Consider the following 23,033-nt stretch of genomic DNA (forward strand, 5'->3'; position numbering starts at 1 on the left):
CATACGGGCGATGACAAATGCAAAACTGCCTGATGCGCTACGCTTATCAGGCCTGGAAAGATGCACGATCGAGTAGGCGGGATAAGGTGTTTACGCCGCATCCGGCATGGAAAACGCGTACTTTGTTATCAATCTGGGGCCAGCAAATGCTGGCCTGATTTTTTCTTGAGGGAAGACTATGATGCGCAAAATGCTGCTGGCGGCAGCACTTTCAGTGACGGCAATGACCGCTCACGCCGACTACCAGTGCAGCGTCACGCCGCGTGACGATGTGATTGTCAGCCCGCAAACCGTGCAGGTGAAGGGCGAAAACGGCAATCTGGTGATCACGCCAGACGGCAACGTGATGTATAACGGTAAGCAATATTCCCTGAATGCCGCCCAGCGCGAGCAGGCGAAGGATTATCAGGCTGAACTACGCAGCACGCTGCCGTGGATTGATGAAGGCGCGAAAAGCCGCGTCGAAAAAGCCCGTATTGCGCTGGATAAAATTATCGTTCAGGAGATGGGCGAAAGCAGCAAAATGCGCAGCCGTCTGACCAAACTTGATGCGCAGCTGAAAGAGCAGATGAACCGCATTATCGAAACGCGCAGCGATGGCCTGACGTTTCACTATAAAGCCATTGATCAGGTTCGCGCCGAAGGCCAGCAATTAGTGAATCAGGCAATGGGTGGAATTTTACAGGACAGCATTAATGAAATGGGCGCGAAAGCGGTGTTGAAAAGCGGCGGTAACCCATTACAGAATGTGCTGGGAAGCCTGGGGGGGCTGCAATCCTCAATCCAAACCGAGTGGAAAAAGCAGGAAAAAGATTTCCAGCAGTTTGGCAAAGATGTTTGTAGCCGTGTTGTGACTCTGGAAGATAGCCGCAAAGCCCTGGTCGGGAATTTAAAATAATCCTCTATTTTAAGACGGCATAATACTTTTTTATGCCGTTTAATTCTTCGTTTTGTTACCTGCCTCTAACTTTGTAGATCTCCAAAATATATTCACGTTGTAAATTGTTTAACGTCAAATTTCCCATACAAAGCTAAGGGATAATGCGTAGCGTTCACGTAACTGGAGGAATGAAATGGAGTTTTTCAAAAAGACGGCACTTGCCGCACTGGTTATGGGTTTTAGTGGTGCAGCATTGGCATTACCCAATATCACCATTTTAGCAACCGGCGGGACCATTGCCGGTGGTGGTGACTCCGCAACCAAATCTAACTACACAGCGGGTAAAGTTGGCGTAGAAAATCTGGTTAATGCGGTGCCGCAACTGAAGGACATTGCGAACGTTAAAGGCGAGCAGGTAGTGAATATCGGCTCCCAGGACATGAACGATAATGTCTGGCTGACACTGGCGAAAAAAATTAACACCGACTGCGATAAGACCGACGGCTTCGTCATTACCCACGGTACCGACACGATGGAAGAAACTGCTTACTTCCTCGACCTGACGGTGAAATGCGACAAACCGGTGGTGATGGTCGGCGCAATGCGTCCGTCCACGTCTATGAGCGCAGACGGTCCATTCAACCTGTATAACGCGGTAGTGACCGCAGCTGATAAAGCCTCCGCCAACCGTGGCGTGCTGGTAGTGATGAATGACACCGTGCTTGATGGCCGTGACGTCACCAAAACCAACACCACCGACGTAGCGACCTTCAAGTCTGTTAACTACGGTCCTCTGGGTTACATTCACAACGGTAAGATTGACTACCAGCGTACCCCGGCACGTAAGCATACCAGCGACACGCCATTCGATGTCTCTAAGCTGAATGAACTGCCGAAAGTCGGCATTGTTTATAACTACGCTAACGCATCCGATCTTCCGGCTAAAGCACTGGTAGATGCGGGCTATGATGGCATCGTTAGCGCTGGTGTGGGTAACGGCAACCTGTATAAATCTGTGTTCGACACGCTGGCGACCGCCGCGAAAAACGGTACTGCAGTCGTGCGTTCTTCCCGCGTACCGACGGGCGCTACCACTCAGGATGCCGAAGTGGATGATGCGAAATACGGCTTCGTCGCCTCTGGCACGCTGAACCCGCAAAAAGCGCGCGTTCTGCTGCAACTGGCTCTGACGCAAACCAAAGATCCGCAGCAGATCCAGCAGATCTTCAATCAGTACTAATCGCCTCGCCCCGGTATCGTGCCGGGGCTTTTTCACTTCAGACTCACGTCCATTGCCAATTTTCATTACCCTAATGATAATCACCGGAATAAATTATTCCGCGTGAGGTTTTTCGGGTGAAAAAGCAATGGATTGTTGGCACGGCACTGCTTATGTTGATGACTGGTAATGCCTGGGCAGATGGCGAACCGCCAACTGAAAATATCTTAAAAGATCAATTCAAAAAGCAGTATCACGGCATTCTCAAGCTTGATGCTATCACCTTAAAAAATCTTGATGCTAAGGGTAATCAGGCCACCTGGTCAGCGGAAGGCGATGTCTCTTCCAGTGACGATCTCTATACCTGGGTCGGTCAGTTGGCAGATTACGAACTGCTCGAACAGACCTGGACGAAAGATAAACCGGTAAAATTCTCGGCGATGTTAACCAGTAAAGGAACGCCCGCGTCTGGCTGGTCGGTGAACTTTTACTCTTTTCAGGCGGCAGCCAGCGATCGTGGGCGGGTGGTCGACGATATCAAAACGAATAATAAATATCTGATCGTGAATAGCGAAGATTTCAATTATCGCTTTAGTCAGCTTGAATCTGCGTTGAATACCCAGAAGAACTCGATTCCTGCGCTGGAAAAGGAAGTGAAAGCGCTTGATAAGCAAATGGTGGCGGCGCAGAAAGCAGCGGATGCATATTGGGGAAAAGATGCAAACGGTAAGCAAATGACCCGCGAAGAAGCCTTTAAAAAAATTCACCAACAGCGTGATGAGTTTAATAAACAGAACGATAGCGAGGCGTTCGCGGTTAAATATGACAAAGAGGTTTATCAACCGGCGATTGCGGCATGTCATAAACAGAGTGAAGAGTGTTATGAAGTGCCGATTCAGCAGAAACGAGATTTCGATATCAACGAACAACGGCGACAGACTTTTCTGCAATCACAAAAACTCAGCCGTAAATTGCAGGATGACTGGGTAACGCTTGAAAAAGGGCAATATCCGTTAACGATGAAAGTTTCAGAAATAAACAGTAAAAAAGTCGCGATTTTGATGAAAATTGACGATATCAACCAAGCTAATGAACGCTGGAAAAAAGATACCGAACAACTGCGGCGCAATGGGGTGATTAAGTAAGTTTGATATAGTGCACGATTTGTAGCAGGATGCGGCGTTGACCCCGCATCCGGCAATCAACGTCTGATGCGACGCTTGCGCGTCTTATCAGACCTACAACCGCTGCCACATGTCAGCTGAGGCGCTCACGCCGCATCCGGCAATCAACGTCTGATGCGACGCTTGCGCGTCTTATCAGACCTACAACCGTTGCCACATGTAGGCTGGATAAGGCGTTCACGCCGCATCCGGCAATACAAGTTTACTCAGCCAGAAAAAGCTCCAGCAGCGAATTTAAAAACAGCTTCCCATGTTCCGTAATCTGCCAGTAATCCGCACATTCGGTGAGATAACCCTGGGCAATTGCCTCGTCTAACTGTGGGCGAATCACATCTTCGCAAAGCCCGGTATACGCACTAAACTCTGCGCGTGGCGCGGCCTCCAGCAAGCGAAAGCGGTTCATAAAGAACTCAAACGGCTTATCTGCAGCTTCGACATCACGCTGGCTTTCCAGATACCTTCCCTGCATAAAACCACGCGGATGACGCGTTTTGGTGGTACGCAGAATGCGCCCATCCGGGAAGGTCACTTTGCCGTGCGCGCCACAGCCAATACCGATGTAGTCGCCAAAGCGCCAGTAGTTGAGATTGTGCTGGCACTGATAACCGGGTTTGGCGTAAGCGGAAGTTTCATATTGCTGATAACCCGCTGCGGTTAATAACTGATGCCCCTGTTCGAAAATATCCCACAACGCATCGTCGTCCGGCAGCACCGGTGGTCGCGAACCAAACAGCGTATTGGGTTCGATGGTCAGTTGATACCAGGAAAGATGCGGCGGATTCAGTTCAATGGCCTGGCGTAGATCGCCAAGCGCCTCTTCCAGTGATTGATCCGGTAGTCCATGCATCAAATCAAGGTTAAAGCTACGTAACCCTAAACCGCTCGCCAGCTTTGCCGCTCGTTTCGCTTCTTGCGGGCCATGAATGCGCCCAAGTCGTTTCAGCTTTTCTTCGCTAAAACTCTGCACACCAATAGAGATGCGGTTCACACCAGCACGCTGATAATCGACAAAGCGATCGGCTTCTACCGTACCAGGGTTCGCTTCCATAGTAATTTCTGCATCCGCTGCCAGCGGCAAACGCGCACGCACGCCGTCCAGCAGCGTTTGCATCGCCGGGCCGGAAAGCAGGCTCGGCGTACCACCGCCAATAAAGATAGTCTTTACTTCACGGCCCTGAGCGTAAGCCACATCGTTGTCCAGATCGCAAAGCAGATGCTGAACGTAATCGTCGTGCGGCACTTCTCCTTTCAACGCGTGAGAGTTGAAATCGCAGTACGGGCATTTCTGCACGCACCACGGGATGTGAATGTAGAGACTCAGCGGCGGTAATTTAACCATTACGTAAAGCGTCCAACAGCAGTTTCAATGCCTGACCACGGTGGGAAATGGCGCTCTTTTCTTCGCGGGTCAGTTCGGCAGCGGTTTTCCCTTCGGAAGGTACGAAGAAGATTGGATCATAACCAAAGCCACCAGTGCCCGCTGGTTCACGAGTAATCACGCCCGGCCAGCTACCGTGGCACACCAGCGGAGTCGGATCTTCCGCGTGACGCAGATATACCAGCACGCAGTGGAAACGCGCCTGACGTTGGTCGTCCGGTACGTCTTTCAGTGTTTCCAGTAGTTTTTGCAGATTCTTTAGATCGGTCGCGTCTTCACCGGAATAACGCGCGGAGTAAATGCCCGGCGCGCCGCCAAGCACATCTACCGCCAGACCAGAGTCGTCGGCAATTGCCGGTAAACCGGTCACTTTTGCCGCATGGCGCGCTTTCAGAATCGCGTTTTCGATAAAGGTCAGGCCAGTTTCTTCAGCGGAATCTACGCCGAGGTCTGTTTGGGCCACGATATCAAGACCGAAGTCGCTAAGCAGCGACGCCAGCTCACGCACTTTACCGGCATTGCCGGTTGCGAGGACAACTTTTTGCATAGGATACCTAATTAATTAACGCCGCGATTTCTGGCGGGATTTGTTGCGGATTAATGATTTTAATTTGTTTGTGGCGGCCAAGTTCGCCTTTTTCAATCACCACCTGGCTTTTGGCAACCCGGAATTGCTTACCGAGAAACTTCACCAGATGACTGTTGGCCTGGCCGTCAACCGGCGGCGCGGTAATGGCGACTTTAACTTCGTCGCCATGTAAACCGACAATAGAATCACGGCTGGCTTTCGGCTGAATATAGAGCCGTAAAACCAGACCGTCATCATTAACTGTTACGGCACTCATAACGCCATCCACAGCCCCGGCAGCAGCATGTTTCCGGTTGCCTGTAATACTTCTGCGACACCCATATTGATGACATACAGCAGCAGAACGAGGATCATCGGCGAGAAATCAATCCCACCCATTGCCGGTAGCAGGCGGCGAATCGGGCGCAGCAGCGGATCGGCCAGCTGAATCAGCACGTATTCAATCGGGCTACGACCCTGGCTTACCCAGCTCATAATCGCCATCACCAGCAGGACCCAGAAAATCAGCAGGCCGATGGTTTTCAGCAGAATCAGTAAACCGGCAATCCAGATGATTGGCAGGAAGGTCACCACTTTAAACAGCACGATGGCTTTGATAAAACTGAGAATGTACGCAACCAGCAGCGAGGCGCTATCAATGGGACCCATTGCCGGAATAACGCGGCGCAGTGGCCCGATAATCGGCTGCATTACCTTCACTACAAACTGTGAGAAGGGGTTGTAAAAATCACAATGAGCCCACTGCATCCAGATGCGTAATAACAGCACCATGGTATACAGCTCAATGACCGTTGAAAGCAGGAAAGTCAACGTATTCATGGCGTTCCTTTAATTCCTTATTTTTTAGAGTAATCACGCGCACCAAAAATTGCAGTGCCGATACGAACCATCGTGCTACCTGCCGCAATGGCGGCTTCCATATCGTCCGACATTCCCAGAGAGAGCGTGTCGATATGCGGGTAGCGCGTTTTCAGTCCGGCAAATGCTACAGCCATTTGGCGTGCAACTTCAAACTGCCTTACATATTCTGACTCAGGCGCAGGGATTGCCATCAGCCCGCGCAGACGTAAACGCGGTAGTTCAGCGACCGCCGCTGCCAGCTCGTCCAGTTCTGCCAGTTGAATCCCGGACTTACTGTTTTCGTCACTAATATTAATTTGAATCAGTACGTTAAGAGGGGGAAGTTCTGCCGGGCGCTGATCGTTGAGGCGGGTAGCAATGCGCAAACGGTCGATGGTATGACACCAGTCGAAATGCTCTGCCACCAGGCGGCTTTTATTAGACTGCAACGGGCCAATAAAATGCCATTCTAATCCTGTTACGCCCAGTTCCTGAAAGTGGCGAATTTTATCTACCCCTTCCTGAACGTAGTTTTCACCAAATTGACGCTGCCCGGCATCAATGGCTTCTGCGATGGCGCTCGCAGGTTTTGTTTTACTGACTGCAAGCAGCGTAATTTCTTCTGGAGAACGGCCGCAACGCGTTGCAGCCGCTGAGATTTTGTCCCGGACCTGTGCCAGGTTATGCGCAATATCGTTCATTTTCCGAGGATCTTAGTATGAATATGGAAGAAATTGTGGCCCTTAGTGTAAAGCATAACGTCTCGGATCTACACCTGTGCAGCGCCTGGCCCGCACGATGGCGCATTCGCGGGCTAATGGAAGCTGCGCCGTTTGATGCGCCGGACGTCGAAGAGCTACTGCGGGAGTGGCTGGATGACGATCAGCGGGCAATATTGCTGGAAAATGGCCAGCTGGATTTTGCCGTGTCGCTGGCGGAAAACCAGCGGTTGCGTGGCAGTGCGTTCGCGCAACGGCAAGGTATTTCTCTGGCATTACGGTTGTTACCTTCGCACTGTCCACAGCTCGAACAGCTTGGCGCACCAACGGTATTGCCGGAATTACTCAAGAGCGAGAATGGCCTGATTCTGGTGACGGGGGCGACGGGGAGCGGCAAATCTACCACGCTGGCGGCGATGGTTGGCTATCTCAATCAACATGCCGATGCGCATATTCTGACGCTGGAAGATCCTGTTGAATATATCTATGCCAGCCAGCGATGTTTGATCCAGCAGCGGGAAATTGGTTTGCACTGTATGACGTTCGCATCGGGATTGCGGGCCGCATTGCGGGAAGATCCTGATGTGATTTTGCTCGGAGAGCTGCGTGACAGCGAGACAATCCGTCTGGCACTGACGGCGGCAGAAACCGGGCATTTGGTGCTGGCAACATTACATACGCGTGGTGCCGCGCAGGCAGTTGAGCGACTGGTGGATTCATTTCCGGCGCAGGAAAAAGATCCCGTACGTAATCAACTGGCAGGTAGTTTACGGGCCGTGTTGTCACAAAAGCTGGAAGTGGATAAACAGGAAGGACGCGTGGCGCTGTTTGAATTATTGATTAACACTCCCGCGGTGGGGAATTTGATTCGCGAAGGGAAAACCCACCAGTTACCGCATGTTATTCAAACCGGGCAGCAGGTGGGGATGTTAACGTTTCAGCAGAGTTATCAGCAGCGGGTGGGGGAAGGGCGTTTGTGACGTTGCCATGCCCGATGCGCAAGTTTATAGGGCCTATAAAGGCAATAAATGTCTGATGCGACGCTAACGCGTCTTATCAGACCTACAGCCGCTGCCAGATGTGTGCTGGATAAGGCGTTCACGCCGCATCCGGCAAGATGGCGGTAACGACTATCCGCCAGGCTTTTAGATCGCCTTAATATCCCTGCTCGAAATAGCTTTCGAGAATAATAACCGCAGAGGCAGAGTCGACTTTGCCTTTGTTGAGCGCCCGATAGCCGCCCTGTTCAAACAGACCGGAACGGGCTTCCACGGTGCTAAGACGTTCGTCATGGAGCTTTACTTCAACACCGAAACGACCATGAATACGGTTGGCAAATTTACGCGCTCTGGCAGTCAATGGTTGCTCGGTGCCGTCCATATTCAGCGGCAAACCGACGATGATTTCGTCCGGCTGCCACTCTTTCAGTAAACGTTCGATGAGGTTCCAGTCCGGCGTACCGTCCTGTGCTTTAATTGCAGGCAAAGGGCGAGCAGTGCCGGTAATGCGTTGGCCGACCGCTACGCCAATGCTTTTGGTGCCGAAGTCGAAGGCGAGTAAGGTTCCACTCATCAGGCGTGCCCTGCCACACCAGGCATGGTGAGAATATCCACACCAATCAGTTTTGCCGCCTCGCGCCAGCGGTCGGCAATCGGCGTTTTGAACAGAATATTCAGATCCGCCGGGGCCGTTAGCCACGCGTTATCGAGAATTTCTTGTTCCAGTTGACCTTTTTCCCAGGAGGCATAACCCAGAGCCACCAATACGTCAGACGGTTGTTTATCGGTGCCGAGCGTTTCCAGCACATCGCGGGAAGTGGTCATCACTGTGTTGTCTGAAATGCGAATGCTGGAAGCAAAATTGGAGGGCGGAGTATGCAAAATAAACCCGCGATCTTCAGCCAGCGGACCGCCGAGCATAACCGGTTTATCCAGACGGATTGATTCATCACGCGGCTCCGGCGTGATCTTCAGCTTTTCCAGAATCCCTTCAATTTTGAGATTTTCCAGCGGCTTGTTGACGATGATCCCCATTGCACCATTGGTATTATGTTCGCAAATGTAGACCACGGAACGACGGAAAATCGGATCCTGGAGAGCAGGCATGGCAATAAGAAAGTGATGCTGTAAATTCATTGTCAGAGGTTCTGTTTCCTGGTTCAAAAAAGCAACAGCGCCCAGTATGCGTGGAAAGAAGGGCGCTGTCACTCAGAGTCTCAACGAGATCCTTCTCGCTAAGGTGGGTTACTGCTGCTGTAAACGTGCTTCGATGGCATCCATTAACATTCCGGTGATCGACACCGGAAACTCTGCTTCAATCTCACGAATACAGGTTGGGCTGGTGACGTTAATTTCAGTCAGACGGTCGCCGATGATATCCAGACCAACAAAAATCAGCCCTTTTTCTTTCAGCGTCGGCCCGATCTGACGGGCGATTTTCCAGTCACTTTCCGTCAGCGGACGAGGTTCACCGCGACCACCGGCAGCCAGATTGCCACGGGTTTCGCCCCCCTGCGGAATACGCGCCAGGCAGTACGGTACCGGCTCGCCATCCACCACCAGCACGCGTTTGTCGCCATCTTTAATGGCTGGCAGGTAATTTTGCGCCATGCAGTAGCGAGTGCCATGCTCAGTCAGGGTTTCGGCAATCACGCCGAGGTTTGGATCGCCTTCTTTCACGCGGAAAATCGACGCGCCGCCCATACCGTCCAGCGGCTTAAGAATGATGTCGCTGTGTTTCTCCCAGAACGCTTTTAGCTGCGCTTTATTGCGCGTAACCAGCGTTTCTGGCGTTAAGTCAGAGAACCAGGCGGTAAACAGTTTCTCGTTACAGTCGCGCAGGCTCTGCGGCTTGTTAACGATCAGCGTCCCTTTCTCTTCGGCACGTTCCAGAATATAGGTCGCGTAGATAAACTCGGTATCAAACGGCGGGTCTTTACGCATCAGGATCACATCGAGATCGACCAGCGGCAGATCCTGTTCACCGACGAACGAAAACCACTCTTCGTAGTTCTGCTTCACGTTCAGCGTGCGGGTATGGGCGCGGGCTTCGCCATTGATCAGATACAGATCGCCCATCTCCATATAGTGAAGTTCGTAACCACGACGCTGTGCTTCCAGCAACATAGCGAAACTGGAATCTTTCTTGATGTTGATGTTTGCGATGGGGTCCATCACGATGCCGAGCTTGATCATTATTCTTCTCCGTTAGCCCAAATCGCCAAATCGTACTTGTAGCGCGGTAATGGCGGTGAGCGCAGTTGTCTCTGTACGCAAAACGCGAGGTCCCAACAGGATATCAGTAAATTGATAGCGGGCAGTCATGGCAATTTCATCTGCCGATAAACCGCCTTCCGGGCCAATCAGCAGGCGGACGCGTTCAACCGGTAACGGCAACGTATTGATGCTGTTACTGGCGCGCGGGTGAAGATTCAGTTTCAGTCCTTCATCCTGCTCTGCACACCAGGCTTCCAGATCCATCGCTGGGCGGATTTCCGGCACCCGGTTACGACCACACTGCTCACAGGCAGCAATTGCAATCTTCTGCCACTGCTGGAGCTTCTTGTTCAGACGTTCACTATCCAGTTTAACGCCGCAGCGCTCAGAAAAAAGTGGCGTAATGAGGCTTACACCGAGTTCGATCGATTTCTGGATCGTAAATTCCATTTTTTCACCACGCGACATCACCTGACCGAGGTGAATATGCAGCGGAGATTCGCGATCGTCGATCTTGCCTTCCAGCACCTTCACTTCCACGCTTTTTTTGCTGGCGCTGGTAATTTCGGCGTCAAAGACCTGGTTGCTACCGTCAAACAATTGCAACGCCTGCCCCGGCCCCATGCGCAGTACGCGCCCGATATGGTTGGCGGCATCTTCGCAAAGCGCGATGTGAGAATGGCTGGTCAGTGGTTCAGGATGATAAATGCGGGGGATACGCATAGTTAAAAATCCGCGTCGTCTCCCCACGCGGTTGTACGCGTGGGGTAGGGGTTAACAAAAAGAATCCCGCTAGTGTAGGTTAGCTCTTTCGCGCCTGGCAAGCGCGTTGCACATACGGGTTATGATTGCCTTGCACCTTCGCGATGCGTTCATCGCGCTCGCACTCCCAGTCGGTAACCGGATACATCTTGTTCCATGCGTTGAACAGCTGCGTTTGCTGGCGAGAGAGTGTCAGGTTGTATTGGTCGCGCATATAGAAGTAGGTGCGCGCAATGGCACCGCGTGCACGCGCTGGTGGTTCGGCAGCTTTTTCTTTGAAATCGACCTTCATGGCGCATTGACCGTACTGGCCTTCGCCGCCATTCCACTGGCTGTACATAAAGTTGCCGCGATCGCCATTCACCTCACCGACTGACGGCTGCAGGTTATGCATATCGCTTTCCATCTTGCGATAGACCGGATCTTTAGCGCAGTTTTTACGTCCACCGTCCTGCCAGCACTGGCGCTGGTGACCGAACTGCCAGGCGGGAACGACGTGTTCCCACTCTACGCGGCTGGCTCGGTTTTCATTTTTGCGCACCTGATAGCCGCACGATTGCAGATCAACAACGCCTTTTTTGCCCTGCCAGTTAATTTTACATCCGCAATAAAACGTACCGGGCGCGTCAGCGTGGACTTTTACCGCCGCGGCTTTCGCCTGAGAAAAACTATTGATACCTTCGGCCAACGCCGGGCCGGAAAATGCTGCGCTCAGTACCACCGCAGCAATAGACAAATAACGGTACATCACTTACTCCGTGTTAAAACGAGCCAGCAACGTAGCGAAAGTTGTTTTGGTATGCAATCAGCCAGATCAGGAAAGTTCCTGATAGTTCAGATGGTTATTTCGCAACCAGCTGTTCACCGCAGTGAACACAGCGATAGACGGCCTCGCCACGAACTACGCGATTATGGCGGCGTACGGTAAGCTGATGCTCCTGGCACTTGCAGCGGTAGGGGAAGGTGTTGCGACGCACGGATTGCAGTTCGAACTGATGCGTACGACGGGCGGGAACGCCCAGCACGCTTTCCATCATCCACTTCCACTCTTTGCCATGTGGCGCTACGCGGCCGAAATGTTTCCATACCAGCAAATGTGCCAGTTCGTGCGGTACCACTTCTTCAATAAAAGCTTCACTGTTTTCCAACAGCAAAACGGGATTGAGGCGGATTTCATAGCTTTCCAGCCAGGCTGTTCCGGCGGAGGTTCCGCGCTGGGTGTAAGAGAGTTTTGGCTCCGGGTAGTTACGCCCTAGCTTCAGGTTGGCCTGGGCGAGTTTTTCCCGCAGGCGGCGCATAACGGCCTGCTGGATGGCGATAGGGAGACGGGATGTTTTCATAGCGGCAGAGGATAGAGCGAAGAAAAGATGACTGCAAGAGGTGGCTTCCTCCGCGATGGGAGGAAGCCTGAGGAGATTAATCGTGAGCGCCGATTTCGCGCAGTTTACGACCTTTCATCAGATTACGTTCAATATGTTCCAGCGAAACGTGTTTGGTTTCCGGTACCAGCCACAATGTCAGCAGGATAAACAGTACGTTCAGAGCCGCATACACCCAGAAGGTGTTGGCGTTACCCAGCGTGTTGAGCATGGTCAGGAACGTTGCGCCAACGATCATGTTGGCAATCCAGTTGGTGGCGGTGGAGCAGGTGATGCCAAAATCGCGGCCTTTCAGCGGCTGAATTTCGGAGCACAGTACCCAAATCAGCGGACCGGCACTCATGGCAAAACCGACAATAAACATCAGCAGCATGGCGATGGCGAAATACTGCGCTGACGGAGAGTGAATACCGATATGCATCATTGTACCGAGTACGCCCATGCCAGCAGCCATCACCAGGAAGCCCAGCGTTAGCGTTGGTTTACGTCCCCAGCGGTCAACAAGGCCGATTGCGATAAAGGTGGCAAGTACGTTGGTCAGGCCGACAATCACGGTCCCCCACATTTGCTCGGTAGTGTTGGTATAACCCGCCAGTTCGAAGATTTTCGGCGCGTAATACATGATGACGTTCATCCCGGTGAATTGCTGCATTACCTGCAACAGTACGCCAAGGAACACCGCGCGGCGGAAGTTGCTGTTCTCTTTAAACAGCGCCCAGCCACTCTGTTTAACCTGCAAACTTTCACGGATTTCATCCAGTTCGCGTTTCGCTTCCGCGCTGGTGTCACGCAGGCGTAGCAGCACGCGTTCGGCATCAACAAAACGGCGCTTGGCGGCAAACCAACGTGGGCTGTCTGGCAGGAAGAAGACACCAATCAGCAGCAAAATTGCCGGGATGATAATCACACCCAGCATCCAGCGCCATGCACCGGTGTAGCTGAAGGCGGTATCAGAAAGATAAGCACCGAGGATCCCGATAGTGATCATCAACTGATACATCGAGATCATACTGCCGCGAATTTTTTCCGGCGCAATTTCTGACAGGTACAGTGGTGCGGTATAAGAGGCCACACCCACCGCCAGCCCCAGCAGAACGCGGGAAAGAATCAGTACTTCAACGTTTGGCGCAGCCGCAGAGAACAGCGAACCGGCAACAAACAAAATTGCGCCGATCATCAGGCTCTTTTTGCGCCCGAGTTTAAAGGAGAGCCAGCCGCTGCCCACCGCACCGACTGCCGCACCGAACATCATGGAGCTTACGACCCATTCTTGCGTGTGCGAAGTAATCTGGAATTCATCTGCAATAAACGGCAGTGCGCCAGCAATTACACCGATATCCAGGCCAAAGAGTAATCCCGCCAGAGCGGCAAGGAAGCAGACGAAAAAAGTCATTGCCTTGTTTGACCGCCCCTGTTTTTTAGCGTCAGGCATGATGCCCTCCAATATGGTTATTTTTTATTGTGAATTAAGATAGGTGAGTACGACGTAAAAAGATGTGAAGCAAATCACATCAGTGTAATCGCTTACACTAACATTTATCTTAGTTATGGTTTAAGTGCATGAAAATAATTGAGTTATATCATCATAGATTAAACGCTGTTATCTGCAATTAAGACTTTACTGAAAAGAAATGTAACAACTGTGAAAACTGAATAATAATATGAAAATATTACAAATATTTGGCTGGTGTTATTGGTGTAATCGGTTTCAGTAGTGATGATAATTTGCGATAAAACGTGTTGAGGAAGAATGATGTTATTGTGCGGGCAGCTTTTTGCCGGATGCGGCGTGAATGCCTATCCACCGCGGTGAGGTAAAAGAAAAAGGCCAGCGCGAGGCTGGCCTTTGAAAGCAGGTGAAGAAAGATTACTTCAGACCGGCAGCATCGCGCAGCAGCTGCGCTTTGTCGGTTTTTTCCCACGGGAAATGTTCACGACCAAAGTGACCGTATGCTGCGGTTTCTTTGTAGATCGGGTGCAGCAGATCCAGCATCTGAATCAGACCGTATGGGCGCAGGTCGAAGAACTCACGTACCAGCAGAGTCAGTTGTTCAGAAGGCACTTTCTCGGTACCGAAAGTTTCTACCATGATGGAGGTCGGTTCAGCCACGCCGATTGCGTAGGAAACCTGAATTTCACAACGATCGGCCAGGCCAGCAGCAACGATGTTTTTTGCAACATAACGTGCTGCGTACGCAGCGGAACGGTCCACTTTTGATGGATCTTTACCAGAGAATGCTCCGCCACCGTGACGTGCCATGCCGCCGTAGGTATCAACGATAATTTTACGACCAGTCAGACCGCAGTCACCCATCGGGCCACCGATAACAAAACGACCGGTCGGGTTGATGAAGAATTTGGTGGCAGAAGTCAGCCATTCAGCGGGCAGAATCGGCTTGATGATCTCTTCCATTACCGCTTCTTGCAGCGATTTCTGGTCGATCTCTTCAGAGTGCTGAGTGGAAAGCACGACAGCATCGATACCAACGATTTTGCCGTCGTCATACTGGAAAGTCACCTGGCTTTTCGCGTCCGGGCGCAGCCACGGCAGAGTGCCGTTTTTACGCACTTCAGCCTGACGCTGTACCAGACGGTGTGCATAGGTGATAGGTGCTGGCATCAGCACGTCGGTTTCATTAGTTGCGTAGCCAAACATCAGACCCTGGTCACCCGCGCCCTGTTCCAGCGGATCGGCACGGTCAACGCCCTGGTTGATGTCAGGAGACTGTTTGCCGATAGCGCTCAGAACCGCACAGGAGTTAGCGTCAAAGCCCATGTCGGAATGCACATAGCCAATTTCGCGAACGGTGTTACGGGTGATCTCTTCGATGTCTACCCAGGCGCTGGTGGTGATTTCGCCGCCAACTAAAACCATGCCGGTTTTTACGTAGGTTTCGCAAGCAACGCGTGCTTTCGGATCCTGTTCGAGGATCGCGTCTAAAACGGCATCAGAGATTTGGTCAGCAATTTTGTCAGGATGCCCTTCAGAGACGGACTCGGACGTAAAAAGGTGTTTTGCCATATTTAATATCACCTAAAGAGAATTTGGTTAGCTCAAACTGTTGTGTGGATTTTCTGTGGTAGCGGATCCTACCACGACTCTGCAGGTTAAAAACACTGGCAGTCTGAGTGTTAATCGGTATGGATGGATTAACATCTGGATGGCTATTTTAGGTCAATTCTTCACCCGATTTCCACTTTTTTTTGAATCGTGTCTCATTCTGTTAAAAACGTGGCTGGAAATTTTTCCTGACAATGCCGGCATTCTGCGTATTTATCTTTTGCAATTTTCTGCCATTGTGGGGTATAAAACGCGGCGCGCGGCTTAAATAAAAAGCACACGACGTTTCTTTCGTGTTGCCACTTCCAGCCGGGTTGAAATCAGAGTTTTGGCTTGTGGGTTCGTCTTAACAGGCGGCCGTGGAGGTGATACGAAATAATGAACCGTTGTCTGCTGCTTAACCTGTCTCACCGTTCTGGTGAAGATTCGTTCCCCGCACTCTGCATCTCTGCTTTGCATACCTGCCGATGTTATACCCATCTCGGCGCTTCTCAGGATTCAAGAGCTGGTTACAGTTACTGAGGACTGAACAAGGGCGCTCTTGTAAAAACAAGAGTTTTCTCGTGGTTTCGCCGAACTGTCACACTTACGTTCGGTTATGTGCTTAATAATGTTATGAAAAAGAAACCGGTTGCGCAGTTGGAGCGTCAGCATTCACTGCTGGAAAATCCATGTGCTTATGGGTTGTTATCGCAGTTCCAGGCTGCGATAGTCGTTAACTGTTTTACACTTAATAAAATAATTTGAGGTTCGCTATGTCTGACGACATGTCTATGGGTTTGCCTTCGTCAGCGGGCGAACACGGTGTACTACGCTCCATGCAGGAGGTTGCAATGAGCTCCCAGGAAGCCAGCAAGATGCTGCGTACTTACAATATTGCCTGGTGGGGCAATAACTACTATGACGTTAACGAGCTGGGCCACATCAGCGTGTGCCCGGACCCGGACGTCCCGGAAGCTCGCGTCGATCTCGCGCAGTTAGTGAAAACTCGTGAAGCACAGGGTCAGCGTCTGCCTGCACTGTTCTGTTTCCCACAGATCCTGCAGCACCGTTTGCGTTCCATTAACGCCGCGTTCAAACGTGCGCGGGAATCCTACGGCTATAACGGCGATTACTTCCTTGTTTATCCGATCAAAGTTAACCAGCACCGCCGCGTGATTGAGTCCCTGATTCATTCTGGCGAACCGTTGGGGCTGGAAGCAGGCTCGAAAGCAGAGTTGATGGCGGTGCTGGCGCATGCTGGCATGACCCGTAGCGTCATCGTCTGCAACGGTTATAAAGACCGCGAATATATCCGCCTGGCATTAATTGGCGAGAAGATGGGCCACAAGGTCTATCTGGTCATTGAGAAGATGTCAGAAATCGCCATTGTGCTGGATGAAGCAGAACGTCTGAATGTCGTTCCTCGTCTGGGCGTGCGTGCACGTCTGGCTTCGCAGGGCTCGGGTAAATGGCAGTCCTCCGGCGGGGAAAAATCGAAGTTCGGCCTGGCTGCGACTCAGGTACTGCAACTGGTTGAAACCCTGCGTGAAGCCGGGCGTCTCGACAGCCTGCAACTACTGCACTTCCACCTCGGTTCGCAGATGGCGAATATTCGCGATATCGCCACGGGCGTTCGTGAATCGGCGCGTTTCTATGTGGAACTGCACAAGCTGGGCGTCAATATTCAGTGCTTCGACGTCGGCGGCGGTCTGGGCGTGGATTATGAAGGTACTCGTTCGCAGTCCGACTGTTCGGTGAACTACGGCCTCAATGAATATGCCAACAACATCATCTGGGCGATTGGTGATGCATGTGAAGAAAACGGTCTGCCACATCCGACGGTAATCACTGAATCGGGTCGTGCAGTGACTGCGCATCACACCGTGCTGGTGTCTAATATCATCGGCGTGGAACGTAACGAATACACGGTGCCGACCGCGCCTGCAGAAGATGCGCCGCGTGCGCTGCAAAGCATGTGGGAAACCTGGCAGGAGATGCACGAACCGGGAACTCGCCGTTCTCTGCGTGAATGGTTACACGACAGTCAGATGGATCTGCACGACATTCATATCGGCTACTCTTCCGGCACCTTTAGCCTGCAAGAACGTGCATGGGCAGAACAACTCTATCTGAGCATGTGCCATGAAGTGCAGAAGCAACTGGATCCGCAAAACCGTGCTCATCGTCCGATTATCGACGAGCTGCAGGAACGTATGGCAGACAAAATGTACGTCAACTTCTCGCTGTTCCAGTCGATGCCGGATGCGTGGGGGATCGACCAGTTGTTCCCGGTTCTGCCGCTGGAAGGGCTGGATCAAGTGCCGGAACGCCGCGCTGTGCTGCTGGATATTACCTGTGACTCTGACGGTGCTATCGACCACTATATTGATGGTGATGGTATTGCCACGACAATGCCAATGCCGGAGTACGATCCAGAGAATCCGCCGATGCTCGGTTTCTTTATGGTCGGCGCATATCAGGAGATCCTTGGCAATATGCACAACCTGTTCGGTGATACCGAAGCGGTTGACGTGTTCGTGTTCCCTGACGGTAGCGTAGAAGTAGAACTGTCTGACGAAGGCGATACCGTGGCGGACATGCTGCAATATGTACAGCTCGATCCGAAAACGCTGTTAACCCAGTTCCGCGATCAAGTGAAGAAAACCGATCTTGATGCTGTACTGCAACAACAGTTCCTTGAAGAGTTCGAGGCAGGTTTGTACGGTTATACTTATCTTGAAGATGAATAATTAAGATTATTCCGCTGGCGGGTCGATTTATTTACGTAAATCGGCCCGCTTTCTTTTTATATATTCTTAAAAATAATCTGGCTGCTTTTCTTATTAAATAATCTCCCTACAATCGCTGCATTAATTAAATGCAGAGGGAACGGTTATGAAAAAATGGAAAGTACGTAGCGCGTTGGTGGCATTAATCGTGCTGCTGGCCGGTTGTTCCAGTAATGCGCAGTATAATAGCAGTGCATCGGGCAATGTCGGCACCGCCTGGGGTGGGGATGTGCACTCATCGGTCCAGGGCGTATCTGCTGAACGAGCCTGGCGCGATCCTGCAGAGATGATCGTTATTAGTTATTCGACTAATGTTCCTTCCGGCTATGACCGCGTTTATAGCATTCGTATTAACGAACTGGAATATGCTATTCGCGATGGTAATTTTAATTCTCTACCTATTACGCGTGTTTATGATTCATCCAATAATGAACCACGCTATATTGTCCATGCCAGAGTCGGAATGAATTATCAATTATATGTCCGTAATTACAGTCGTAACACCAACTACGAGATCGTTGCTACGGTTGATGGCATGGATGTGCTGAACGGCAAGCAAGGTTCGCTGAATAACAACGGCTATATTGTGAATGCCGGAGATTCGTTAGCGATTAAAGGATTCCGCAAAGATAAACATACCGAAGCGGCTTTTCAGTTCGCCAACGTTGCTGATTCCTACGCAGCCAATTCGGCGCAAGGCGATGTGCGTAATACCGGGGTAATCGGCTTTGCCGCCTTTGAATTACAAGGCCCGGCGCAAAACGCGCTGCCGCCGTGCTCTGGACAAGCCTTTCCGGCAGATAACAATGGCTATGCGCCGCCACCGTGTCGGAAATAGCAACCTCGCTTGATGCCTCGCCCATTTAAGGCGATAATTAGCACAAACTTGTGTTTCGCAAATCCAACCCTTCCTCGTCGGGCCTAACGACGCGGAAGGGTTTTTTTATATCGACTTTGTAATAGGAGTCCATCCATGAGCACCTTAGGTCATCAATACGATAACTCACTGGTTTCCAACGCCTTTGGTTTTTTACGCCTGCCGATGAACTTCCAGCCGTATGACAGCGATGCTGACTGGGTGATTACTGGTGTGCCGTTCGACATGGCCACCTCTGGCCGTGCCGGTGGTCGCCACGGTCCGGCAGCGATCCGTCAGGTTTCGACGAATCTGGCCTGGGAACACAATCGCTTCCCGTGGAATTTCGACATGCGTGAGCGTCTGAACGTCGTGGACTGCGGTGATCTGGTATATGCTTTCGGCGATGCCCGTGAGATGAGCGAGAAGCTGCAGGCGCACGCCGAGAAGCTGCTGGCTGCCGGTAAGCGTATGCTCTCCTTCGGTGGTGACCACTTTGTTACGCTGCCGCTGCTGCGTGCTCATGCGAAGCATTTCGGTAAAATGGCGCTGGTACACTTTGACGCCCACACCGATACCTACGCGAACGGTTGTGAATTTGACCACGGCACCATGTTCTATACCGCGCCGAAAGAAGGTCTGATCGATCCGAATCATTCCGTGCAGATTGGTATTCGTACCGAATTTGATAAAGACAACGGCTTTACCGTGCTGGACGCCTGCCAGGTGAACGATCGCAGCGTGGATGACGTTATCGCCCAGGTGAAACAAATTGTGGGTGATATGCCGGTTTACCTGACCTTTGATATCGACTGCCTGGATCCTGCATTTGCGCCGGGAACCGGTACGCCGGTAATTGGCGGTCTGACCTCCGATCGCGCCATTAAACTGGTACGCGGCCTGAAAGATCTCAACATCGTTGGGATGGACGTAGTGGAAGTGGCTCCGGCATACGATCAGTCGGAAATCACTGCTCTGGCTGCGGCGACGCTGGCGCTGGAGATGCTGTATATTCAGGCGGCGAAAAAGGGCGAGTAATTTACTAAATATTTCCCGGTGTGCATAGTCATGCCGGGAAACATTCATCAGTGCGATATATGTTTTTATATTTCTACGCTACTTTTTCTTAGCTCTGTTCACCTGCCTGGTTGTTTCAGACCATAAGTAATATTTAAAACACGAATATTCAGAAACCAGATTGCCACAAGGAACATTAATTCTTCCCGATAGTTCTCATTCTTACGTTTACAAATAGTGTATGTTCTGAACAACTATTGTTTTTTAAGCGGTAAAGAAATGAGACGGATTGATGTTATTCACAAGGAGCTGGAGCGGCTGACGTATGGGCTGGAACTGTCTGATTTAGCGAAGGAGAAAGCATTTACTGCTGAGGCGATTGGTTTTAACCTTGGGCTGGCACGCAACTCGGTTAGTAAAGATCTTAATCAATTATGGAATGAAGGCCTGGTGGTAAAAAGTCAGGGACGTCCTGTTTTTTTTCTACATCGTCACGCACTAGAATTGCTCATTAATCGAAAACTGGATGATTGCGAATGCATAGTTCATTCAGTGGCTAGTTTATTGCCAAAGAAAGAAAAATATACAGATGATGATCCGTTTTCCGGACTTATCGGATACGACCGTAGTCTCCGTGATGCGGTAGAAAAAGGCCGCGCAGCGGTGCTTTATCCCCACGGACTACATGTGCTGTTAACCGGTGCATCTGGTGTTGGCAAAACATTCTTTGCTGAGTTAATGCATTGCTTCGCTTGCAAGCACACCATAGGTTCGCCACCTCCGTTGGTTTACTTTAACTGTGCCGAATATGCTCATAATCCGGAGTTGCTTTCCTCACATCTGTTTGGTCACCATAAGGGGGCATTTACCGGGGCAAGTGAGAATAAAACGGGATTGGTGGAGCAAGCTGACGGAGGTTATTTACTTCTGGATGAAGTGCATCGCCTCCCGTACGAAGGACAAGAGAAGCTCTTTTCTATTCTCGATAAAGGTGAATACCGCCCACTTGGTTCAAGTGGGCCAACATATTCAATTTCGGTGCGCCTTATTTGCGCCACTACAGAGTCGGTCAACTCGGCACTATTGCGTACCTTCCAGCGGCGTATCCAGGTATGTATTGACTTACCGGGTATTCGCCAGCGTTCGGTCGAGGAGCAGCTCGAATTGATTGTAAGCTTCTTTCAGCGTGAAAGTCGTAAAATTGAACGTACCATAAGCCTTGATAAAACGCTCTTGCATTGGTTGTTAAGTAACCCCCTGGAAGGCAATATCGGCCAGCTTAAAAGTGATATTCAGTTCTTGTGCGCGCAGGCGTGGGCGTCGGGAATGACCGAGCGTAATGATACGCTAGAGTTAGATAAACGACTGGCGGAGATGTCGTTTAATACCACGCCAGAGCAGCGTCTGCTGGTCGATGCGTTGTTTGGCGGTAAAGATCGTCTGAACGTGGATGCGCGTACGTTGCCCGCGTTAAAAAATTCGTTGGCGACCAGCGCGGAAATAGAAGAGAGCGACCTGTTTTACAGTTTCCTGACTCGTGAATATGTCAATCTGCGCAACAGTAACGTGCCGCCCGCAGAAACGCTGGCTATCCTGAAAAACAAACTCAGTTCGATTTTTGAATATGGTCTTTATAGCCGCCATAGTGCGGCGCATCCACCGCGCTATGGCGATCAAATTGAGGAGCGTGTGACGCTGCTGATCGGTTACGTGGAGCAGGTATTAGGATTTACATTGCCAGAAAACCTGGCGAACCCGTTACGTAAACACTTTCTTGCGCTGATTGGCTATGTGCGGCGAGGGCTTATACCTCAACTCTATTCATCCAGCCTGATTCTGGATCGCTGTAAAGATGAGTATGACAATGCCACGCTTCTGTGCCGCAAAATCAATGAGTTGTTGCATATTCAGTGCCCGGCGACGGAGGTGGTCTGGCTGTGCCTGTTCCTGAAAGAGTGTCGCCACTACCGCCAGCGCATCGACACCAGCCCGGATTGCGGCGTGATTCTAATCGCTCACGGTGCGACCACCGCAACGAGCCAGGCGCAATATGTGAACCGGGTGCTGGAGCGCGATCTGTTCTACGCAATTGATATGCCATTTGAGCAGTCGGTGCATGACACCCTGGAAACCCTGACCCGGATGATTCAGGACCGGTGCTGGCAGCGGCTGATACTGATGGTGGATATCGGATCGCTGGTCCATTTTGGCAGCACCATCAGCAAGCTGTTCCAGATTGACGTTCTGTTGTTGCCAAATATCACTCTGACCAGCCTGCTGGAGGTTGGGCTGGATTTAAGCTACGAAACTGGCGATCTATCGCAATTGGCTGTGCTTATGCAGAGTAAAAATATCCCTTGTCGGCTCTGCACGCCGCAGCAAGAGAGCGGTGGCAAAGTGCTGGTTATCTCATGTATAACCGGAATGGGGACGGCGGAAAAGATCAAAAAGGTGCTGGAGGAGAGCTTTGGCGAGCTGATGTCGCAGGACACGCGTATGGTGATTCTCGACTATAACGAGGTGCGCAGCCTGGAGCGTATTCAGCAGGCGCTTAATGCCAGTGAACGGCTGGCAGGGATCGTCGGCACCTTCCAGCCGGGACTGCCGGATATACCGTTTATCTCGCTGGAGGAACTGTTTTCCGAGCAAGGGCCGGAGCTGGTGCTCAGCCTGCTGACGCCGGATCTCTCAAGCAGCGAGCGCCGACTGGAGATGGAGCGCAGCGCCATGCGCTTTATCAGCGCGCTGACCATGGAGAGCATCATCAACCATATTTCGGTGCTCAACCCGCAGCGAATTCTGAAAGAGATCGAGGATGTTCTGAACTACTTAACCAACACGCTCTCCCTGAAACCGAGCCGCCAGGTGACACTACGTTTTCTGATCCACTGCTGCTGCATGGTCGAGCGTATCGTGATTAACCGCAAACCGTTACAGATGGCGCTAGAAAACCGGCTTGATCTGGACGCTCGTGCCTTTAGCGTCATCAAATCCTCCTTTTTGCCGATTGAAGAGGCTTACGCTATCCGTTTATCGGACGCAGAATATTTTTATATCTACGAACTGCTCTACAGCTGATCCCCTGGTTTACGGGGCTTAACGCCCCATCCAATCTCATTTCCTCTGTGCGTGACACAAATTCTGGCACGTCCTTTGCTCCTGA

24 protein-coding genes are annotated in these 23,033 nt (G+C 51.4%); 11 read left to right on the forward strand and 13 right to left on the reverse strand.

Features of this window, described 5'->3' with window-relative positions:
- The first annotated feature begins 178 nt into the window (after positions 1-178).
- The 3 genes from FTE26_RS15335 to FTE26_RS15345 all read left to right on the forward strand — a co-directional run bounded on the left by FTE26_RS15335 (position 179) and on the right by FTE26_RS15345 (position 3,244).
- Positions 179-898 (forward strand): DUF2884 domain-containing protein, encoded by a 720-nt coding sequence (locus tag FTE26_RS15335; protein ID WP_000984796.1) that lies wholly within the window; start codon positions 179-181, stop codon positions 896-898.
- 175 nt (positions 899-1,073) lie between these two features.
- Positions 1,074-2,120: an L-asparaginase 2 gene (gene ansB / locus FTE26_RS15340; protein WP_000394125.1), complete on the forward strand. Its 1,047-nt coding sequence runs from the start codon at positions 1,074-1,076 to the stop codon at positions 2,118-2,120.
- Between the two features lie 116 nt (positions 2,121-2,236).
- On the forward strand, positions 2,237-3,244 hold the full coding sequence (locus FTE26_RS15345; RefSeq protein WP_000745217.1) for a DUF1202 family protein: 1,008 nt from the start codon (positions 2,237-2,239) through the stop codon (positions 3,242-3,244).
- A gap of 241 nt (positions 3,245-3,485) precedes the next feature.
- Here the strand turns inward: FTE26_RS15345 and hemW are convergent, their stop codons facing one another.
- Genes hemW through yggS form a run of 5 tightly spaced genes read right to left on the reverse strand, consistent with a single transcriptional unit; the run spans position 3,486 to position 6,791 of the window.
- Positions 3,486-4,622, reverse strand: coding sequence for a radical SAM family heme chaperone HemW (hemW, locus tag FTE26_RS15350; protein WP_000239922.1), 1,137 nt, complete (start codon positions 4,620-4,622; stop codon positions 3,486-3,488).
- Complete coding sequence (locus tag FTE26_RS15355) at positions 4,615-5,208, reverse strand: XTP/dITP diphosphatase (RefSeq protein WP_001174743.1); 594 nt, start codon at positions 5,206-5,208, stop codon at positions 4,615-4,617. The genes hemW and FTE26_RS15355 overlap by 8 nt, the downstream gene beginning before the upstream one ends.
- Positions 5,209-5,215: 7 nt before the next feature.
- Entirely contained in the window at positions 5,216-5,506 is a 291-nt protein-coding gene (gene yggU / locus FTE26_RS15360) for a DUF167 family protein YggU (protein WP_001277222.1), read from the reverse strand.
- A complete protein-coding gene (gene yggT, locus FTE26_RS15365) occupies positions 5,503-6,069 on the reverse strand; it encodes an osmotic shock tolerance protein YggT (protein ID WP_085674460.1) in 567 nt (188 codons plus the stop codon). Before yggT ends, yggU begins: the two co-directional genes overlap by 4 nt.
- 17 nt (positions 6,070-6,086) lie before the next feature.
- Positions 6,087-6,791, reverse strand: coding sequence for a pyridoxal phosphate homeostasis protein (yggS, locus tag FTE26_RS15370; RefSeq protein ID WP_000997795.1), 705 nt, complete (start codon positions 6,789-6,791; stop codon positions 6,087-6,089).
- A 17-nt stretch (positions 6,792-6,808) separates the two neighbouring features.
- On the opposite strand from yggS, the gene FTE26_RS15375 reads away from it, so the two are divergent.
- Positions 6,809-7,789, forward strand: a complete 981-nt coding sequence (locus tag FTE26_RS15375; protein WP_001055620.1) for a PilT/PilU family type 4a pilus ATPase — start codon at positions 6,809-6,811, stop codon at positions 7,787-7,789.
- 175 nt (positions 7,790-7,964) lie between these two features.
- Here the strand turns inward: FTE26_RS15375 and ruvX are convergent, their stop codons facing one another.
- From ruvX to metK, 8 genes are all read right to left on the reverse strand, one after another.
- Positions 7,965-8,381: a Holliday junction resolvase RuvX gene (gene ruvX, locus FTE26_RS15380; RefSeq protein ID WP_000017111.1), complete on the reverse strand. Its 417-nt coding sequence runs from the start codon at positions 8,379-8,381 to the stop codon at positions 7,965-7,967.
- Complete coding sequence (locus FTE26_RS15385) at positions 8,381-8,944, reverse strand: YqgE/AlgH family protein (RefSeq protein ID WP_001053178.1); 564 nt, start codon at positions 8,942-8,944, stop codon at positions 8,381-8,383. Before FTE26_RS15385 ends, ruvX begins: the two co-directional genes overlap by 1 nt.
- A gap of 108 nt (positions 8,945-9,052) precedes the next feature.
- The gene (gene gshB / locus FTE26_RS15390) at positions 9,053-10,003 is read right to left on the reverse strand and encodes a glutathione synthase (protein ID WP_000593284.1); all 951 of its coding nucleotides are present in this window, start codon (positions 10,001-10,003) and stop codon (positions 9,053-9,055) included.
- A gap of 12 nt (positions 10,004-10,015) precedes the next feature.
- On the reverse strand, positions 10,016-10,747 hold the full coding sequence (rsmE, locus tag FTE26_RS15395) for a 16S rRNA (uracil(1498)-N(3))-methyltransferase (RefSeq protein WP_001222508.1): 732 nt from the start codon (positions 10,745-10,747) through the stop codon (positions 10,016-10,018).
- Between the two features lie 79 nt (positions 10,748-10,826).
- Entirely contained in the window at positions 10,827-11,534 is a 708-nt protein-coding gene (endA, locus tag FTE26_RS15400) for a deoxyribonuclease I (protein WP_000286500.1), read from the reverse strand.
- Positions 11,535-11,628: 94 nt separating this feature from the next.
- Positions 11,629-12,126 carry a SprT family zinc-dependent metalloprotease gene (locus tag FTE26_RS15405; protein WP_000858396.1) on the reverse strand — a complete coding sequence of 166 codons (498 nt, stop codon included), beginning with the start codon at positions 12,124-12,126 and terminating at the stop codon, positions 11,629-11,631.
- A gap of 76 nt (positions 12,127-12,202) precedes the next feature.
- Positions 12,203-13,597 (reverse strand): galactose/proton symporter, encoded by a 1,395-nt coding sequence (gene galP / locus FTE26_RS15410; protein ID WP_001112301.1) that lies wholly within the window; start codon positions 13,595-13,597, stop codon positions 12,203-12,205.
- Between the two features lie 435 nt (positions 13,598-14,032).
- Positions 14,033-15,187: a methionine adenosyltransferase gene (gene metK, locus FTE26_RS15415; RefSeq protein WP_001062128.1), complete on the reverse strand. Its 1,155-nt coding sequence runs from the start codon at positions 15,185-15,187 to the stop codon at positions 14,033-14,035.
- A 55-nt stretch (positions 15,188-15,242) separates the two neighbouring features.
- On the opposite strand from metK, the gene yqgD reads away from it, so the two are divergent.
- From yqgD to dagR, 7 genes are all read left to right on the forward strand, one after another.
- Complete coding sequence (yqgD, locus tag FTE26_RS15420; protein ID WP_001303651.1) at positions 15,243-15,494, forward strand: protein YqgD; 252 nt, start codon at positions 15,243-15,245, stop codon at positions 15,492-15,494.
- Positions 15,495-15,604: 110 nt separating this feature from the next.
- Positions 15,605-15,748 carry a protein YqgG gene (yqgG, locus tag FTE26_RS15425; protein ID WP_001297404.1) on the forward strand — a complete coding sequence of 48 codons (144 nt, stop codon included), beginning with the start codon at positions 15,605-15,607 and terminating at the stop codon, positions 15,746-15,748.
- Positions 15,749-15,841: 93 nt separating this feature from the next.
- The gene (gene yqgB, locus FTE26_RS15430) at positions 15,842-15,973 is read left to right on the forward strand and encodes an acid stress response protein YqgB (RefSeq protein ID WP_001297406.1); all 132 of its coding nucleotides are present in this window, start codon (positions 15,842-15,844) and stop codon (positions 15,971-15,973) included.
- Positions 15,974-15,981: 8 nt separating this feature from the next.
- Positions 15,982-17,958 carry a biosynthetic arginine decarboxylase gene (speA, locus tag FTE26_RS15435; RefSeq protein WP_085674464.1) on the forward strand — a complete coding sequence of 659 codons (1,977 nt, stop codon included), beginning with the start codon at positions 15,982-15,984 and terminating at the stop codon, positions 17,956-17,958.
- 145 nt (positions 17,959-18,103) lie between these two features.
- Positions 18,104-18,835, forward strand: a complete 732-nt coding sequence (locus tag FTE26_RS15440; protein WP_000758905.1) for a hypothetical protein — start codon at positions 18,104-18,106, stop codon at positions 18,833-18,835.
- 135 nt (positions 18,836-18,970) lie between these two features.
- Positions 18,971-19,891 carry an agmatinase gene (gene speB, locus FTE26_RS15445; RefSeq protein WP_000105566.1) on the forward strand — a complete coding sequence of 307 codons (921 nt, stop codon included), beginning with the start codon at positions 18,971-18,973 and terminating at the stop codon, positions 19,889-19,891.
- A 258-nt stretch (positions 19,892-20,149) separates the two neighbouring features.
- Positions 20,150-22,948 (forward strand): transcriptional regulator DagR, encoded by a 2,799-nt coding sequence (gene dagR / locus FTE26_RS15450; protein WP_001252650.1) that lies wholly within the window; start codon positions 20,150-20,152, stop codon positions 22,946-22,948.
- Positions 22,949-23,033 lie beyond the last annotated feature (85 nt).

This window comes from Escherichia sp. S10b (assembly GCF_028421345.1).
Lineage (GTDB): Bacteria > Pseudomonadota > Gammaproteobacteria > Enterobacterales > Enterobacteriaceae > ECMA0423.

Coding starts and splice junctions, on each gene's coding strand:
- FTE26_RS15335 (WP_000984796.1), top strand. CDS start 179: ATGATGCGCAAAATGCTGCTGGCGGCAGCACTTTCAGTGACGGCAATG.
- ansB (WP_000394125.1), top strand. CDS start 1,074: ATGGAGTTTTTCAAAAAGACGGCACTTGCCGCACTGGTTATGGGTTTT.
- hemW (WP_000239922.1), bottom strand. CDS start 4,622: ATGGTTAAATTACCGCCGCTGAGTCTCTACATTCACATCCCGTGGTGC.
- FTE26_RS15355 (WP_001174743.1), bottom strand. CDS start 5,208: ATGCAAAAAGTTGTCCTCGCAACCGGCAATGCCGGTAAAGTGCGTGAG.
- yggU (WP_001277222.1), bottom strand. CDS start 5,506: ATGAGTGCCGTAACAGTTAATGATGACGGTCTGGTTTTACGGCTCTAT.
- yggT (WP_085674460.1), bottom strand. CDS start 6,069: ATGAATACGTTGACTTTCCTGCTTTCAACGGTCATTGAGCTGTATACC.
- yggS (WP_000997795.1), bottom strand. CDS start 6,791: ATGAACGATATTGCGCATAACCTGGCACAGGTCCGGGACAAAATCTCA.
- FTE26_RS15375 (WP_001055620.1), top strand. CDS start 6,809: ATGAATATGGAAGAAATTGTGGCCCTTAGTGTAAAGCATAACGTCTCG.
- ruvX (WP_000017111.1), bottom strand. CDS start 8,381: ATGAGTGGAACCTTACTCGCCTTCGACTTCGGCACCAAAAGCATTGGC.
- FTE26_RS15385 (WP_001053178.1), bottom strand. CDS start 8,944: ATGAATTTACAGCATCACTTTCTTATTGCCATGCCTGCTCTCCAGGAT.
- gshB (WP_000593284.1), bottom strand. CDS start 10,003: ATGATCAAGCTCGGCATCGTGATGGACCCCATCGCAAACATCAACATC.
- rsmE (WP_001222508.1), bottom strand. CDS start 10,747: ATGCGTATCCCCCGCATTTATCATCCTGAACCACTGACCAGCCATTCT.
- endA (WP_000286500.1), bottom strand. CDS start 11,534: ATGTACCGTTATTTGTCTATTGCTGCGGTGGTACTGAGCGCAGCATTT.
- FTE26_RS15405 (WP_000858396.1), bottom strand. CDS start 12,126: ATGAAAACATCCCGTCTCCCTATCGCCATCCAGCAGGCCGTTATGCGC.
- galP (WP_001112301.1), bottom strand. CDS start 13,597: ATGCCTGACGCTAAAAAACAGGGGCGGTCAAACAAGGCAATGACTTTT.
- metK (WP_001062128.1), bottom strand. CDS start 15,187: ATGGCAAAACACCTTTTTACGTCCGAGTCCGTCTCTGAAGGGCATCCT.
- yqgG (WP_001297404.1), top strand. CDS start 15,605: ATGAACCGTTGTCTGCTGCTTAACCTGTCTCACCGTTCTGGTGAAGAT.
- yqgB (WP_001297406.1), top strand. CDS start 15,842: ATGAAAAAGAAACCGGTTGCGCAGTTGGAGCGTCAGCATTCACTGCTG.
- speA (WP_085674464.1), top strand. CDS start 15,982: ATGTCTGACGACATGTCTATGGGTTTGCCTTCGTCAGCGGGCGAACAC.
- FTE26_RS15440 (WP_000758905.1), top strand. CDS start 18,104: ATGAAAAAATGGAAAGTACGTAGCGCGTTGGTGGCATTAATCGTGCTG.
- speB (WP_000105566.1), top strand. CDS start 18,971: ATGAGCACCTTAGGTCATCAATACGATAACTCACTGGTTTCCAACGCC.
- dagR (WP_001252650.1), top strand. CDS start 20,150: ATGAGACGGATTGATGTTATTCACAAGGAGCTGGAGCGGCTGACGTAT.